Annotated in this window: 15 protein-coding genes and 1 pseudogene; 14 read left to right on the forward strand and 2 right to left on the reverse strand. The window is 74.0% G+C overall.

All coding sequences use genetic code 11. The features are described 5' to 3' along the window. Nucleotides 1–198 precede the first annotated feature (198 nt). The 12 genes and pseudogenes from ACQKM2_RS04180 to ACQKM2_RS04235 all read left to right on the forward strand — a co-directional run. Nucleotides 199–870, forward strand: a pseudogene (locus ACQKM2_RS04180) (NADPH-dependent F420 reductase); the annotation flags it as partial. 169 nt (nucleotides 871–1,039) lie between these two features. Beyond that, complete coding sequence (locus ACQKM2_RS04185) at nucleotides 1,040–1,243, forward strand: cold-shock protein (RefSeq protein WP_007268031.1); 204 nt, start codon at nucleotides 1,040–1,042, stop codon at nucleotides 1,241–1,243. A 127-nt stretch (nucleotides 1,244–1,370) separates the two neighbouring features. Next, nucleotides 1,371–2,795 (forward strand): VWA domain-containing protein, encoded by a 1,425-nt coding sequence (locus tag ACQKM2_RS04190; protein ID WP_427706777.1) that lies wholly within the window; start codon nucleotides 1,371–1,373, stop codon nucleotides 2,793–2,795. A gap of 107 nt (nucleotides 2,796–2,902) precedes the next feature. Next, a complete protein-coding gene (locus tag ACQKM2_RS04195; RefSeq protein WP_427706369.1) occupies nucleotides 2,903–3,577 on the forward strand; it encodes a hypothetical protein in 675 nt (224 codons plus the stop codon). Next, nucleotides 3,574–3,945, forward strand: coding sequence for a peptidase inhibitor family I36 protein (locus ACQKM2_RS04200; RefSeq protein WP_427706371.1), 372 nt, complete (start codon nucleotides 3,574–3,576; stop codon nucleotides 3,943–3,945). Before ACQKM2_RS04195 ends, ACQKM2_RS04200 begins: the two co-directional genes overlap by 4 nt. A gap of 84 nt (nucleotides 3,946–4,029) precedes the next feature. After that, a complete protein-coding gene (locus ACQKM2_RS04205; RefSeq protein ID WP_427706373.1) occupies nucleotides 4,030–4,632 on the forward strand; it encodes a HutD/Ves family protein in 603 nt (200 codons plus the stop codon). Nucleotides 4,633–4,708: 76 nt separating this feature from the next. After that, a complete protein-coding gene (locus ACQKM2_RS04210) occupies nucleotides 4,709–5,494 on the forward strand; it encodes a carbonic anhydrase (RefSeq protein WP_427706375.1) in 786 nt (261 codons plus the stop codon). A gap of 75 nt (nucleotides 5,495–5,569) precedes the next feature. Further along, entirely contained in the window at nucleotides 5,570–6,421 is an 852-nt protein-coding gene (locus tag ACQKM2_RS04215; protein ID WP_427706779.1) for an RNA polymerase sigma-70 factor, read from the forward strand. Nucleotides 6,422–6,553: 132 nt separating this feature from the next. Then, a complete protein-coding gene (locus ACQKM2_RS04220) occupies nucleotides 6,554–7,825 on the forward strand; it encodes an SGNH/GDSL hydrolase family protein (protein WP_427706377.1) in 1,272 nt (423 codons plus the stop codon). Nucleotides 7,826–7,960: 135 nt separating this feature from the next. Next, nucleotides 7,961–8,920: a PLP-dependent cysteine synthase family protein gene (locus ACQKM2_RS04225; protein ID WP_427706379.1), complete on the forward strand. Its 960-nt coding sequence runs from the start codon at nucleotides 7,961–7,963 to the stop codon at nucleotides 8,918–8,920. A 94-nt stretch (nucleotides 8,921–9,014) separates the two neighbouring features. Then, nucleotides 9,015–11,573 (forward strand): ATP-grasp domain-containing protein, encoded by a 2,559-nt coding sequence (locus ACQKM2_RS04230; protein WP_427706381.1) that lies wholly within the window; start codon nucleotides 9,015–9,017, stop codon nucleotides 11,571–11,573. Next, nucleotides 11,570–12,832: an MFS transporter gene (locus ACQKM2_RS04235; RefSeq protein ID WP_427706383.1), complete on the forward strand. Its 1,263-nt coding sequence runs from the start codon at nucleotides 11,570–11,572 to the stop codon at nucleotides 12,830–12,832. Before ACQKM2_RS04230 ends, ACQKM2_RS04235 begins: the two co-directional genes overlap by 4 nt. 222 nt (nucleotides 12,833–13,054) lie before the next feature. Here the strand turns inward: ACQKM2_RS04235 and ACQKM2_RS04240 are convergent, their stop codons facing one another. Continuing rightward, nucleotides 13,055–13,288: a DUF6296 family protein gene (locus ACQKM2_RS04240; protein WP_427706385.1), complete on the reverse strand. Its 234-nt coding sequence runs from the start codon at nucleotides 13,286–13,288 to the stop codon at nucleotides 13,055–13,057. 99 nt (nucleotides 13,289–13,387) lie between these two features. Here ACQKM2_RS04240 and ACQKM2_RS04245 point away from each other — a divergent pair, with 99 nt between their 5' ends. After that, nucleotides 13,388–13,813 (forward strand): MmpS family transport accessory protein, encoded by a 426-nt coding sequence (locus tag ACQKM2_RS04245; protein WP_427706387.1) that lies wholly within the window; start codon nucleotides 13,388–13,390, stop codon nucleotides 13,811–13,813. 11 nt (nucleotides 13,814–13,824) lie between these two features. On the opposite strand, the gene cynR is transcribed toward ACQKM2_RS04245, so the two are convergent. After that, a complete protein-coding gene (gene cynR / locus ACQKM2_RS04250; protein ID WP_427706389.1) occupies nucleotides 13,825–14,730 on the reverse strand; it encodes a transcriptional regulator CynR in 906 nt (301 codons plus the stop codon). Between the two features lie 126 nt (nucleotides 14,731–14,856). On the opposite strand from cynR, the gene ACQKM2_RS04255 reads away from it, so the two are divergent. Next, on the forward strand, nucleotides 14,857–15,438 hold the full coding sequence (locus ACQKM2_RS04255) for a carbonic anhydrase (protein ID WP_427706781.1): 582 nt from the start codon (nucleotides 14,857–14,859) through the stop codon (nucleotides 15,436–15,438). Nucleotides 15,439–15,458 lie beyond the last annotated feature (20 nt).

A 15,458-nucleotide genomic window follows, 5' to 3' on the forward strand; every position in this document is an offset into this window, starting at 1 on the left:
TTTCCCCGGGATCGCGTGCCGGTACGGTTCCCGGCTGCCCTGGATGACGGGCTCAGAACGCCAGTCGGTTCTACTTGTCCCGGAAATGGCAAGATTTCGCCCGTGCGGGCGATCCGTTCCGCCGCGTCCCCGTGACGGCGGAATGCGGCGCCCCGGCGGGAGGTTGCGACGGACGCGACATCCGACTCCGTACGCACTGGAGGGCTCATGAAGATCGGCATCATCGGCGCCGGCAACATCGGCGGCAACCTCACCCGCCGGCTCGCCTCGCTCGGGCACCAGGTCTCCGTCGCCAACTCCCGGGGCCCGCAGACGCTCGCCGCCCTCGCCGAGGAGACCGGCGCCACCCCCGTCACCGTCGCCGAGGCGGCGCGCGACGCCGAGATCGTGGTGGTCACCATCCCCTTCAAGAACGTCCCCGACCTGCCCGCCGGACTCTTCGACGGGGCGGCCGACGGCTTCACCGTCATCGACACCGGCAACTACTACCCGAAGCACCGCGACGGCCGGATCGCCGGCGTCGAGGACGAGGGCCTGACCGAGAGCCGCTGGACCGAACGCCACCTGGGACACCCGGTGGTGAAGGCCTTCAACGGCACCTACGCGGCGGACATCATCGACCGGCCGCGGCCCGCCGGGCACCCCGAGCGGATCGCGCTCCCCGTCGCCGGCGACGACAAGGCGGCCAAGGAGACGGTCCGCGCCCTCATCGACGAGCTCGGCTTCGACACCGTCGACGCGGGCGGCCTCGACGAGTCCTGGCGGCAGCAGCCCGACACCCCCGTCTACGGGCTGCGCGGTGACGTCGAGGCCGTGACCCGGGCCCTGGCCGAGGCCTCACCCGTCCGCACGGACGAGTTCCGCGGCTGATGCCCGTACACCCGATCGACGTAACGCTCCGCATTTATGCAGTGCCCTTGTGCTACGGTCCTGGCAGTTGCAGGTGTGGTTCCCACGGATCTTCGGACGGGGTCAATCATCACGGCGACGCCGGGCCCGCACAGTGCGGTTCCGGGTACGGCCCCGAAGGAGAATCGATATGGCGTCCGGCACCGTGAAGTGGTTCAACGCGGAAAAGGGCTTCGGCTTCATCGAGCAGGACGGCGGCGGCGCCGACGTGTTCGCCCACTACTCGAACATCGCCACCCAGGGCTACCGCGAGCTCCAGGAGGGCCAGAAGGTGAACTTCGACGTCACCCAGGGCCAGAAGGGCCCGCAGGCCGAGAACATCGTGCCCGCCTGAGCCTCCGACCGGCTTCCCCGCGCCGCCGGGGTCCGCACCTGTGGGTGCGGACCCCGGCGGCGTGCGTTCCGGGCCGATTCGGGCCCGGGGAGCGGGCCCAGCGGGCAGACTGTCCGGCGTGACGACAATGAGCAAAGGCGCCAACCTCCCGGTCGCCGCACCCTCCGTCAGAGCCGTGCTGGGCTGGGCGCCCGGGCCGGGAGTGCCCGACGTGGACGCCTCCGCGCTGCTGCTGGCCGGCACCGGACGGGTCCGCTCCGACGGGGACTTCGTCTTCTACAACCAGCCGCGCCACGCCTCCGGGGCCGTACGCCACCTGGGCAAGCGGCCGGGCGCGGACACCCTCGACGTGGACCTCGCCGCCCTGGAGGGCGACGTCGAGCGGGTCGTGCTCTGCGCCTCCGCCGACGGCGGCACTTTCGGCCGGGTCCCGGGACTGCACCTGTGCCTGCTCGACGCCGCGTCCGGGGCGGAACTGGCCCGCTTCGACATGGAGGCCGGGCCGGAGACCGCCTTCGTGAGCGGCGAGCTCTACCGGCGGGCCGGGGCCTGGAAGTTCCGGGCCGTCGGCCAGGGGTACGCGAGCGGGCTCGCCGGACTCGCCACCGACTACGGCATCACCGTGGACGACGCCCCGCCGCCCGCGCCCGCCGCCGCGCCGGCTCCGCCGCCGGCCGCCGCTCCCGCTCCCGTTCACGCGCCGGCTCCGGCTCCCGCTCCCCGGCCGGTCCCCGCGCCCGCCCCCGCGCCCGCCGCCGCCCCGCCGGCCGGTGAGGCGGTGGTACGGCTGGTCAAGGGCGAGGAGTGGCTCCCCGAGGAGATGCGGGGGCGGCTGTCGCTGCGCAAGAAGCAGGTCGCCGTCAGCCTGAGCAAGGCCGGCGCCCAGGGCGTCACGGCCCGCGTGGTCCTCGTCCTCGACGCCTCCGGATCGATGAGCACCCTGTACGCGCGCGGCACCGTCGCGAGCGTGGTGGAGCGGATGGCGGCCGTCGCCGCACAACTCGACGACGACGGCGAGATGCAGGCCTGGACCTTCGCCACCAACCCGGCCCGGCTGCCGGACCTCGCCGTCGGCGACCTGCCCGAGTGGCTGCGCCTGCACGTGCGCGTCGGCCAGATGAGCCTCTTCGGCCGCAAGAAGCCGCCCAAGGGCCTGGTGGCCGGCCAGGTGGACATGCGGCACGTCGGCTTCCAGAACGAGGAGCAGAAGGTCATCGCCGAGGTGCGGGACTTCGTACGCTCGCACCCGGTACCGGCCCCCACCCTGGTCCTGTTCTTCTCCGACGGCGGCGTGTACCGCAACGACGAGATCGAGCGGGAGCTGCGGGCGGCCGTGGAGGAGCCGGTGTTCTGGCAGTTCGTCGGGCTGGGCCGGGCCGGCTTCGGTGTGCTGGAGCGGTTCGACACCATGCCCGGGCGGCGCGTCGACAACGTCGGCTTCTTCGCCGTCGACGACATCGACGGCGTCTCGGACCAGGACCTGTACGACCGGCTCCTGTCGGAGTTCCCCTCCTGGCTGCGGGCGGCCCGGCAGGCGGGCATCCTGCGCTGACCGACGGGGAGCAGCAACGTTTCCCCGGGTGAAAGGTGCGGCCGGCCGGGTGACGCGGAGCCCCCCGGCCTGTCGCCCGGGGGGCTCCGGCGACTAGACACCTGGGCGTGATCAAGGAACTCCCCGGATCCCGGACGCGCCGCCGCTTACCCGGCTCCGGACACCCCCCGGCCCCCGCCGCCGCCCCGGCCCGCGCGCCTGCCCCGGCCCGGGCGTCAGCGGCGGTCCGCGCGTCCGCTCCGGCCCGGGCGTTCGCGGTCGCCTGCGGTGTTCTCGCGGGCTGTGCGGTCCTGGCGGGCTGCGCCGCGGAGGCGGCCGCCCCGGGTCCCGGTGCCGGGCCCGATCCCGATGAGCTGATCAAGGCCGCCACGCAGCGCCTCACCGACGCGTGCCTGACCCGGCAGGGACTCGTACCGCCCCGCGCCGGGCCGGGCCGCCCGCGCGACGCCGGCGACCGGCGGGTCAGCGCGGCCCTGTTCGGCGCGGGCCCGGCGGAACTGTCCCTCGCGCTCCCCACCGGCCACGTCGTACGCGCCCACACCGACGGCTGCCTCGCCGCCGCGCAGCAGCGGCTCTACGGGGACCAGCCGGGCTGGTTCCGCGCCTCGGTCGTCGTCAACAACCTCCGGCCCGAAGCCGACCACACCCACCGGGACCTCGCCGAGGTGCGGGCCCGCCACCGCGCCGAGATCGCCGACTGGGAGCGGCTGCGCGCCCGCGCCGCCACCGAAGCCACGACCGTGCTCACCTCACCACCACCGAAGGGAAACCCGCCCGCATGAAGCGCTTCACCACCCTCCTCGCGACCGCCCTGGTCGCCACCGCCGGGATCCTCGCCACCTCGGCCGCCGCCGAGGCGGCGGAGTGCCGCAGCGGCTACTTCTGCGTCTGGACGCACGCCAACTTCGACGGCATGAAGATCGAGCACAGCGGCGACGACTCCTGGTGGGAGGGCGACATGTTCAAGCAGGACTCCTCCTGGGCCAACCACGGCGTCTCCGGCCCGGGCGTGCCCGACCACGTGAAGGTGTACGAGGGCCGCGAGCACCTGGGCCGGGTGACGCTCTGTCTGGCCCCCGGCCAGGAGGTCGGCTACAACGCCGGCGCCAACGACCAGGGCGGCTCCCACACCTGGTCCACGGGCTGCTGAGGCACCCCGGATAGGCTCGGTCCCCGCCGCCCGGGTCCGTACCGCCCGCCGGGCGGTACGGACCCGAAGGAAGGGAACACCACCATGCCCGGCCCCGCCGAGATCCGGATCCTGCGCGCCGCCGACCGGACGGCCGCACCGTGGAAGAACGGCGGGGGCGTCACCCGCGAGATCGCGGCCGGGCCCGAGGGCGCGGGCACCGCCGACTTCGCCTGGCGGGTCAGCCTCGCCGAGGTGGAGGCCGACGGCCCCTTCTCGGACTTCCCCGGCGTGGACCGGATCCTCACCCTGGCCGAGGGGGCGGGCATGGACCTCACGGTCGGCGGCGCCCGGCGGCTCGTCGACGAGCGGTACGCGCCGCAGCACTTCCCCGGGGACCGGGCGACCGACTGCCGGCTGCTGGGCGGCCCCGTCGTCAACTTCAACGTGATGTACCACCGAGACCGGGTCCGGGCCCGCACCGCCGTCGTACGGGGCGAACTCGCCCTCACCGCGCTGCCGGACGAGACCCTGGTCGTCGTGGCCCTGGAGGGTCCGGCGGCGCTCCACCGCCCGGGGTTCCCCGGCGCCCGCACCGGGCTGGGCCCCTACGACGCCGTCCTGCTGCGGGAGTTCCCGGCCTGTGTGATCCGTACCGAGGGACGGGTGGCCGTTGTGGGAATGCACCCCACCGCCAGTATGGATTGAGCCACCGGCAGATACATTCGAGTCAATAAAATTACATGCATTGGTCAAGGAACGGTAAAGCCGGGTACCGTCGCGCATGCTTTCGAACATACGCACTTCGAACATTTCTTCCGAGACCGCTTCCCCCAACACCGCCGTGCGCGGGGCGGGTTCGCCGAGCCGGCGCTCCCTGCTGCGCACCGCCGTGGCCGGCACCGCGACCGCGGGATCCGTCCTCGCCCTGGGCTCCGCCTTCCCCGCTTCCGCGGCCCCGCCCGCGCCGGCCACCGGGTCCCGTCCCAAGACCCCCGAGCAGGCCCTGCGCGAGCTCGCCGCTGGCAACCGGCGCTGGCGCACGTACCGCCAGGAGCACCCCAACGAGTCGCCGTCGACCCGGCTGAGGCTCGCCAAGGGGCAGAGCCCCTTCGCCGTCGTCCTCGGCTGCGTGGACTCCCGGGTCCCGCCGGAGCTCGTCTTCGACCAGGGCCTGGGAGACCTGCTGACCGTCCGCTCGGCGGGCGAGGTGCTGGACGAGGCGGTGCTCGGCAGCATCGCCTACGGCGTCCTGGAGCTCAAGATCCCGCTGGTGCTGGTCCTCGGCCACCAGTCCTGCGGCGCCGTCGGCGCGGCCGTCCACGCCGACGAGACCGGTGAACGGCTGCCCGCGCACATCCAGTACCTGGCCGACCAGATCAGCCCCGCGATCGACCGGAGCCAGCACGGCGACGCCCGCGTCCGCGCCACCATCGACGCCCACGCCCGCCGCACCCGAGACCGGCTCGCCGCCGAACCGGACCTGGCCCGCGCCGTCTCCGCCGGGAAGCTCGCCATCGCGGCGGCCCGCTACGACCTGCACGACCAGCGGGTGAGCACCCTGAACTGACCTGGGGCGGGGGAGGAGTGGTACGTTCCGCCGTACGCCGGGCAGAATCGAACGGTGATCACGACCGAACACGTCATGGACCCCTTCGACGAGCACCGGCGGCTGCTGTTCGCCACCGCCTACCGCATGCTGGGGACCGTCAGCGACGCCGAGGACATCGTCCAGGACGCCTGGCTGACCTGGAACAAGGCCGACCGCTCGGAGGTCCGCCATCCCAAGGCGTACCTCGTGCGCACGGTCACCAACCTCTCCCTGAACCGGCTCACCTCCGCCCGCGCCACGCGGGAGGAGTACGTCGGTCCCTGGCTGCCGGAGCCCCTGCTCACCGAGCCCGACGTGGCGCAGGAGCAGGAGCTCGCCGAGAGCGTCTCCACGGCGATGCTGGTCGTCCTGGAGACGCTGGGCCCCGCGGAGCGCGCCGTGTTCGTGCTGCGCGAGGTCTTCGGCTACTCCCACGCCGAGATCGCCGGCTTCCTCGACCGCCCGGAGCCGGCGGTCCGGCAGATCTCCCACCGGGCCCGCAAGCACGTCGCGGAGCGCCGCCACCGCTACGACTCCGACACCGCGCAGCGCGAGCAGATCACGCGGCGCTTCCTGAAGGCCTGCGCCGGCGGGGACCTGAACGACGTCCTGGAGATGCTCGCCCCCGACGTCACCGCCTGGTCCGACGGCGGCGGCAAGGTCACCGCCGGCCGCCGCCCGCTGTACGGCGCGGACCACGTCGGCCGCTTCCTGATCGGGGTGCTGGCCAAGCCGGCCATGGCCGGGATCACCGTCGTCCCGGCGGTCATCAACGGCGAGCTGAGCGTCCTCGCCCTCGCCGGGGGCGAGCCGATCGGCTCGCTCACCTACGACCTGGAGGGCGGCCTGATGCGCAACATCCGCATCCAGGTCAACCCCGACAAGCTGGCCGGCCTGCGCCGCTGACGGGCCGTCGACACCCCGGGCCGGGCCGCCGCACCGCACCCCGCGGGCGGCCCGCCCAGGGGTGTGACCGGCCCCACACGCCATGACCCGCCCCGCCCGTCACATCCGCGGGGCGGGCCGGGTCAGAGGGGTATGAACACCAAGAAGACCGCCCTCGCCGTCCCGCTCGCCGCCGCCCTCCTGGCCGTCGCCGGCACCACCACCGCCGGCGCCGTCCCCGCCGCGGCGCACACCCCCTGGAACAGCGCCTGGGGCGCCTCCCCGCAGGCCCCCACCCACACCGACTGGTTCCCCAACTGGTCCGAGGAGGGCTTCCGCAACCAGTCGGTGCGCCAGGTCGTCCGGGCCGGCGCCGAGGGCTCCGAACTGCGCGTACGGCTCACCAACGCCTACGGGAAGACCCCGCTGCGGCTCACCGGCGCGACCGTCGCCCGCAGCGCCGGCGGAGCCGCCGTCCAGCCGGGCTCCGTACGCACGCTGCGCTTCGGCGGCGCCGGCACGGCGAACGTCCCGGCGGGCGCAACGCTCGCGAGCGACCCGGTCGCCCTCCCCGTCAAGGCCTTCGAACAGCTCACCGTCACCCTCTGGTTCCAGGGCCCCACCGGTCCCGCCACGTTCCACAACGTGGCCATGGGCACCTCCTACCGGGCCGACGGCGACCACCTCCGGGACACCGCGGGCGACGCCTTCTCGGCCCCGGGCAACCAGAGCTGGTCCTGGTACCACCTGGCCGGGATCGACGTGAAGGGCGGCGGCCCGGCCGGCGCCCGCCGAGCGGTCGTCACCTTCGGCGACTCCCTCTCGGACGGCTTCGGCGCCACCCCCGGCGCCGACCGCCGCTACCCCGACGCCCTCGCGGAGCGCCTCGCGGGCCAGGGCCGGCCCCGCGCCGTCCTGAACGCGGGGATCGCCGGGAACAAGGTCCTGAACGACTCGCCCTGCTTCGGCGAGAGCGCCCTGCACCGCTTCCGCCGCGACGCGCTCGGCCGGCCGGACACCGGCACGGTGATCGTCCTCCAGGGCACCAACGACATCATCCAGCCCGACATGCCCCAGGACCGCTGCACGGCCGGCCCCCGCGCCACCGCGCAGGAGATCATCGCCGGCCACCGGCAGCTGATCCGCGAGGCCCACCAGCGCGGGGTCCGGATCCTCGGCGGCACCCTCCCGCCCTACGGCGACGCCCAGTACTGGAACCCGGCTGCGGAGGCCGTCCGGAACGAGGTCAACGCGTGGATCCGCACCAGCGGGTCCTACGACGGCGTCGTGGACTTCGACCGGGCCGTCGCCGACCCGGAACACCCGCAGAAGCTCAAAGCGGAACTCGCCTTCGCCGACCGCCTCCACCTGAACGACGCGGGCTACAAGGCGATGGCCGAGGCGGTGGACCCCGGCGCCCTGTGACCTGCCCGGTCCACGGACGCACGGGGCGCGCGAGCGGTACTCGAGCGGTGTTCGAGCCGGGCACCAATCGCGCGCCACCGGGTCTGGCTACTGTGCAGACACCCACCGCACGTCCAGCACCAAAGGGGTAGGCACGTGAACCACGCGCGCACAACCCGCCGCATCGCGGCATCGTTAGAGGACCTCGTCGGCGGCACCCCGCTGTTCCGGCTGCAGCTCGACGGACTGCCCGAGACGACCCGGGTCCTCGCCAAACTGGAAGCGGCCAACCCGCTGTCCAGCATCAAGGACCGGGCCGCCCTCTTCATGCTGAGAGCCGCCGAGCAGTCGGGAGCCCTCCGGCCCGGCGCCACCGTCATCGAGTCCACCTCCGGCAACACCGGCATCGCCCTGGCGGCCCTCGCCGCCGCCCGCGGCTACCGCTGCCTGATCGTGCTCCCCTCCAACGCCTCGCGCGAACGCGTCCTGACCCTGCGGATGCTGGGCGCCGACGTCGAGTTCACCGACCACGCCCTCGGCTTCGCCGCCTGCGTCGAGCACGCCGAGCGCCTGCACGCCGAGATGCCGGGCTCCTGGTACGCGGGCCAGCACCGCAACCCCGACAACGCCCGCGCCCACTACGAGACCACCGGCCCCGAGATCTGGCACGACTGCGACGGCCGGGTCGACTACCTGGTGTGCGGGATCGGCACCGGCGGCACCCTCACCGGCACCGCCCGCTACCTGCGCGAGCGCAACCCCGACCTGAAGGTGGTCGCCGTCGAGCCGGCGGGCTCCGCGCTGCTCTCCGGCGGCGAGGCCGGCCCGCACGCCATCCCCGGCCTCAACGGCGGCTTCATCAGCCCCGTCACCGACATCCACCTCATCGACGAGGTGATCGCCGTCCAGGACGCCGACGCGGCCGCCACCACGCGCGCCATCGCCGCCCGCTCCGGACTCCTCGTCGGGATCTCCGCCGGCGCCGCCGCGTACGGCTGCCTCGAACTCGCCCGCCGCCACGACCTGTCGCACGCGGTCGTGGCGACCGTCTTCCCCGACAGCGGCGAGCGCTACCTCAGCTGGTGGCCCCAGGAGGACCCCGCCGGCCGGGGGTGAGCCGGCCCCGCCCCACCCGCTCCGCCCCACCCCCCGTTCCCCACCCGAGTACGAGTCCGAACATCCCTGCGGCCGCAGGGGGAGAAGAGAGCTGATGAACCCCGAGCGCACCCTGCTGCTGGTCGGTGCGACCGACGAGACCGTGCGGAAGGCCCACGACCTCGGACTGAGCGTGCTGCTGCTGCAGCACCCCACCAAGGTCAGCGAGGAGCAGAACCGGCTCGCCGCGGCCGTCGAGGTGGTGGACTTCACCGAGTGGGAGCAGATCGAACCCCTGGTCCGGGCCTGGCACGAGAGCCCCGGCTTCGCCGCGGCCGTCTCCCTCACCGAGCCGGGACTGGAGAACGCGGGCCGGATCAACGACCTGTACGGGCTCGGGGGGACCGGCTACGAGGTCACCGCCCGCATCCGCGACAAGGCCGCCATGCGCCGCTACGTCGCCGAGCACGACCCCGAACACGCCGTCGGCGCACGGTCCCTGAAGGCCCGTGAGGACCTGGACGCCTTCGGGGCCCAGTACGGCTTCCCGTTCATCGTCAAGCCCGTCGACGCCACCGCCAGCATCGGCGTCATGCGCGTCGAGGGGCCCGAGGACGCCGACCGGGTCTGGGCCGAGGTCAGCCGGCTCTCCGGCACCCGCACCGACCGGGTCTCCTCCCTGTTCGTCCTGAAGGACTTCCTGATGGAGGAGTTCCTCGACGGACCCGAGTTCAGCGTCGAGTCCTTCAGCTTCGGCGGCCGCCACGTCATCGTCACCGTCACCGAGAAGTTCACCGCCGACGGCCACTTCGCCGAGCTCGGCCACGCCGTCCCGGCCCGGCTGTCCGACGCCGACGACGAGGCGATACGCGCGGGGATACGCGGCTTCCTCGACGTGATGGGCCTGCGCGACGGCGTCTGCCACACCGAGGTCCGCCTCACCGCCAAGGGCCCGCGCGTCATCGAGGGCCACAACCGGATCGGCGGCGACTCCATCCCCGAGCTGGTGCGCAGCGCCTTCGGCGTCGACCTGGTCACCCTCGCCGTCGGCCACCCCTTCGGCCTCGTCGAGGAGCTCCCCGACCGGCCGCGGGCGAACGGCGGCGCCAGCGTCCGCGCCCTGATCGGCACCCCCGGCACCCGCGTCGAGTCCGTCGCCGGGATCGAGGAGGCGCGCGCCGCCGAGGGCGTCATCTCCGTCACCCCCAGCGCCAAGCCGGGCGACGAGGTGCGGGTCCTGAAGGACAACTGGGACCGGCTCGGCCTGATCGCCGTCGCCGCCGAGGACACCTCCGCGGCGATCCGCCGCGGCGCCGAGGTGATCCGCGAGCACATCCGCATCACCCTCGCCGGCCCGGACGGGGAGACCGTCCTCGCGCAGCCGTCCGAGATCGCCCCGCGCGAGAACCTGCTGATCCTGCACCGCAACCCGCTGGAGCCGTTCCCGTACCGCTCCTGGCTGCCCGGCCACACCGGCGACATCGTCGTCCTCGCCGCCCGCGACAAGATCGAACTCGCGGGTGAGAAGGTGCCGGACGGCGACCTCGGCTACACCCGCCTGGAGATCTTCGACGACTTCGACGCGGAGGAGGTCGACGCCCGCGCCGCCGAACTCGTCGCCGAACACGGCATCACCGGCGTGACGGCCCTGCACGAGGCCGACATGCTGCGCGCCGCGCGGCTGCGCGAGCGCTTCGGCCTGCGCGGCGCCTGGCACGACGACGTGGTGCCGTTCCGCGACAAGGCGCTGATGAAGACCCGCGCGCAGGCGTCCGGCATCGACGTCGCGGCCTGGGTCCAGGCCCGCACCGCCGACCAGGCGCGCGAGTTCGCCGCCGCCGAGGGCTTCCCCGTCGTCTTCAAGGAGCGCAGCGGATTCAACGCGATCGGCCTGCGCATCCTGCACGACGAGGCCTCCTTCGAGGAGTGCCTGACGGAGGTGTACGCCGGCGGCGAGCGCGACGACGTCCTGCTGGAGGACTTCGTCCCCGGCCGCATGTGCCACGTCGACGGCGTGGTGCGCGACGGTCGGGTCGCGATGGCCTGGCCCTCGCAGTACCAGTACGACCTGTCCTCCTTCGCCTCCGACCCGGGCCCGCGCATCGACCTCACCCTCGACGAGGACGACCCGGTCACCGCGCGCCTGCTCGACCTCGCCGAGCGGGTCGTCGCCTCGCTGGCCCCCGAGGGCTCCCGGCTGCGCGACCACGCCTTCCACATGGAGGTCTTCCACACCCCGGACGACCGCCTCGTGCTGTGCGAGATCGCCTGCCGTCCCGGCGGCGCCAAGATCCGCGAGGTCTTCCACAGCCTGTTCGGCGTGCACCTCGGCGGGTACGCCGTGCGCGCCGACGCGGGCCACGAGCTCCACCCCGCCGTCCGCCGGGGCGGCGACACCGCGGACCTGCCGAAGCCCCGTCACATGGCGGGGCAGCTGCTGATGATGAAGCGGCCCGGCCTGGTGCGCGAGCTGCCCCCGGTCCCCGGCCACGACTGGCTCGACGGGTTCTGGCTCTACGCCGAGGAGGGCCAGGTCATCGCCCCGGCCTCCGGCTCCTCCGACTTCCTCGCGGCCGCGGTGGGCACCGGCCCGACCCGCGCGGAGGTCGAGCGCAGGCTGCGCGAGCTGGGCGAGTGGGTGCGCGAGCACAGCGTGATCGGCGACGCGTCATGACGGGGGGCCGCCTGTCCGCGAAGACGCGGTACATGCTGGGCATGGTCGTCGACGCCACCGGCGCCGGCATGTACCTGCCCCTGTCCCTGCTCTACTTCCACCACGTGACGGGGCTCCCGCTGACCCAGGTGGGCACCCTGATGACGGCCGCCGCCGTGATCGGCCTGGTCAGCAACCCGGCGGCGGGCGTCCTCATCGACCGGTTCGGCGCCAAGGCCGTCGTCACCGGCGGGTACCTGCTGCGGGCCGCGGGCTTCTGCACGTACCCGCTGGTGGACAACGGCTACACGATGTTCGCCGTGATCCTGCTGGTCGCGCTGGGCGACACCTCGTACCCGCCCGCGATCCAGTCGTTCATCGCCGAGTTCGTCCAGGGCACGGAGCGGGACAAGCTGCTCGCCGCGCAGCGCAGCCTGCGCAACGCCGGTCTGGGCGTGGGCGGTCTGGTCGCCGGCGGGGTCCTGGCCCTCGGCAGCGACGCGTTCTACTACGTGATCGTGATCGGCACCGCCGCCGGGTACCTGCTCGCGGCCGCCTGCTTCGGCTCGATCCCGATCGCGAAGTCGGCCGCCCCGGCCGCCCGGACCTCCCGCAAGGGCGGCTACCGGCTGGTGGCCCGCAACCGGCCGTTCCTCGCCCTGACCCTGCTCAACGTGCCGACGGCGTTCGGCTACACGGTGCTCGCCATCGGCATCCCGGCGTACGTCACCCAGGACCTGGGCGCGTCCACCTCGCTCGTGGGCGTCCTGTACGCCGTCAACACGGTCGGGATCGCGCTGCTCCAGATCCCGGTCACCCGGGCGCTCGTCGCCTACCGCCGCTCACGCGCGGTGGCCCTGGGCGCGGCGGTGTTCGCCTCGTCGTTCCTGGTGTTCGCCGTGCTCGCCGCGGTGGGCGACAAGACCGCCATCCTGATCGGCATCTTCGCGGCGACGGCCCTGTTCACGGCCGGCGAGCTGATGCACGGGGCGACGGCGTCGGCCCTGTGCGCGCAGGCCGCGCCGGAGGAGACGCGGGGCCGCCACCTCGCCGTGTACCAGCTCTCCTGGGCGGTGCCGAGCGCGCTGGCCCCGGCCGTCCTGACGGCCCTGCTCACCCTGTCGCCGCTGGCGATGTGGCTGGTGCTCGCGGCGGGGGCGACGGTCTCGGCCCTGGGCGTCCTGCGCCTGGAGCCGAGGCTGCCGGAGGAGGCGGTGTACCCGCGGCCGCGGCCGGTGCCGGAGGGCAGGGTCCTGCCCGCCGAGCCCGCGGCGGCCTGACCGCCCGGGGGCCCGCCCCCGTACGGAGCCCCCCGCCGGACCGCGTCACCGCGGCCCGGCGGGGGGCTCGTGCGTACCCGGGGGATTCAGGAGGGGGTGCCCGAGGGCTCCGGGTGCGCGGACGGTGCCGGGCGTCGCAGCGCCTTGCAGGCGGCGGGTACGGGCGCAGGCGCGAGCGCCGGGGGGACGCGTTCCCACCGTCGGCGCACAGCCGCGGCCGGTTCAGGAATCGGGCAGCCGGCGCGCCCCGGTGGGGTGGGCGAGGGCCTGTCCGCCGCCGGAGGCGAGCATGCGCACCTCGTCCCGGTCGCTGATCTCCGCGCGGACGATGCCGGACGCGTCGGCGTACACCGGGTGGCCGCCCGGGCCCGACAGCTCCGTACGCTCCACGACCACCGTGTCCCGGCCGGTCCCGTCGGTGCCGGGAAACGTCAGCTCGTACCGTCGGACGCTCATGTGTCCATCGTGGGCCGTACCCCGCCGGGACGCCTTTTGACTTTACCTTTACTTTGCGATTGTGTACGGGGTGTCCGCTTGCCTCGCCGAAGGAACCCCGTGAAGACCCACCGCCTCGCCCGTACCGGCGCCCTCGCCGCCACCCTCCTGCTCGCCGTGACGGCCTGCTCCGCAGCCGACGCCGTCGACGGAGCCGTCGACCAGGTCGACAAGGCGGTCGACGAGAAGTACGAGGTGACGTACGAGGTCACCGGCAAGGGGGCCGCCTCCATCAGCTTCGCCGCCGGAGCCGGTACCGCGACGGAGCCGCAGCACGAGACGGTCGACGCCCCCTCCCTGCCCTGGGTCAAGACCGTCACCCTGCGCGGCATCATGCCGCCCACCGTCCTCCCGGTCGCGGCGGCCGGCTCCGAGGGGCAGATCACCTGCAAGATCACCTACAAGGGCAAGGTCATCGCCGAACAGACCGGCGAGGCCCTCACCACGGCCGGCGGCTGCGTGGCCGTCTCGCCCGCCGCGGGCTGACCCCGGGGAGCTCAGTCCCCCCGCTCCGCCGCCCCGCGGGCCGCCGTGGCCTCCCGGGCCAGCGCCGTGAAGGCGCGGGCGGCGGCGCTCTGGTAGGCGGTGTCCCGGCGGAGCAGGACGACCGTGCGGGGAGGCGGGGGAGGGAGCAGCGGGACGCGGGTCAGGCCCGGCTGCTCCCGGGCCACGGCGTCCGGCAGGACCGTGGCGAGCCCGGTCCGGCGCACCAGCTCGGTCAGTGCCTGGACGGAGTCCGCCTCGACCGCCACGCGCGGCCGCACCCCCTGCGCCGCGCAGTACGCGTCCACGTGCCGCCGCGTCGCGAAGTCCCCGTTCAACAGCGCCAGCGGACGGTCCGCCAGCCCCGCCGCCGGCACCGGACCCTCCGGCACCGGCAGCGCGGAGGAGGCCACCAGGCCCAGGGTCTCGGTGAACAGGGCGGTGGCCGCGATCCCCGGCGGGTGCGGCCCGGCGAACGCGATCCCGAGGTCGGTGCCGTCGGCCAGCAGGGCCGACTCCATGCGGTCCTGGGCCATCTCCCGCACCTCCACGGTGATGCCGGGGTGCGCCTCGTGCAGGGCGGCGAGCAGCGGACCGAGCAGGTACGCGGTGAAGGTGGGGGTCAGGGCGAGCCGCAGATGGCCGCGCGAGAGGTCGCCGACGTCGTGCACGGCCCGCTCGGCGGCCGCCAGGTCGCGCAGCGCCCGGCGCGCGTGGTGCGCGTACGCCTCGCCCGCGTCGGTGAGCCGCACCGCACGGCCGCCCCGGTCCAGCAGCCGCACGCCCACCGTCCGCTCCAGCTGCTTGATCTGCTGCGACAGGGTCGGCTGGGAGATGTGCAGCTCCTCCGCGGCGCGCGTGAAGCTGTGGTGCTCGGCGACCGCGAGCAGATAGCGCAAGTGGCGCAGTTCGAGAGCCATGGAGACGACTATAGATGCCATCGATAGGTCTCATGGTTTACCGCTCTTGGACACTATGGGTGCAGGTCGTGCAGGGTTGAACCCGTCAGCCCCCACCGGGGTGGATCCCAGAGAACGGGAGTGACCGTGCACGACCTCATCGAGGGCGTCGACCGTTTCCGGCGCGACGTCTTCCCCGCCAAGGCGGACCTGTTCGCCCGCCTGGCCCGCACCCACCGGCCCGCGACGCTGTTCATCGGCTGCTCCGACGCCCGCGTGGTGCCGGAGCTGATCACCCAGAGCGAGCCGGGCGAACTGTTCGTCGTCCGCACCGCTGGCAACCTCGTCCCCGCACACGGCCCCGGCCCCGACGCGGTCGCCGCCGCCGTCGAGTACGCCGTCGCCGTCCTGCGGGTCGGCGGGATCGTGGTCTGCGGGCACTCCGGCTGCGGGGCGATGACCGCCCTCGCCGAAGGCCACGACCTCAGCGCCGCACCGGCCGTGGCCGGCTGGCTCCGCCACGCGGACGCGTCGGTGGCCCGCGCCGCGCGCGGCGGCGGAGTGGACGCGCTGGTCCGGGAGAACGTACGCGCCCAGCTGGCCAACCTCGCCACGCACCCCCCGGTGGCCCGCGCCCTCGCCGAAGGGTCCCTCGCCCTGCGCGGCTGGATCTACGACATCCCCACCGGATCCGTCGAGGAACTCGACGCCCCCGCCCTCACCGCCTGACATCCCGCCCGCCGAAAGGA

Origin of the sequence: Streptomyces sp. NPDC004126, assembly GCF_050275515.1 — a bacterium.
In the GTDB taxonomy this organism is placed as follows: domain Bacteria; phylum Actinomycetota; class Actinomycetes; order Streptomycetales; family Streptomycetaceae; genus Streptomyces.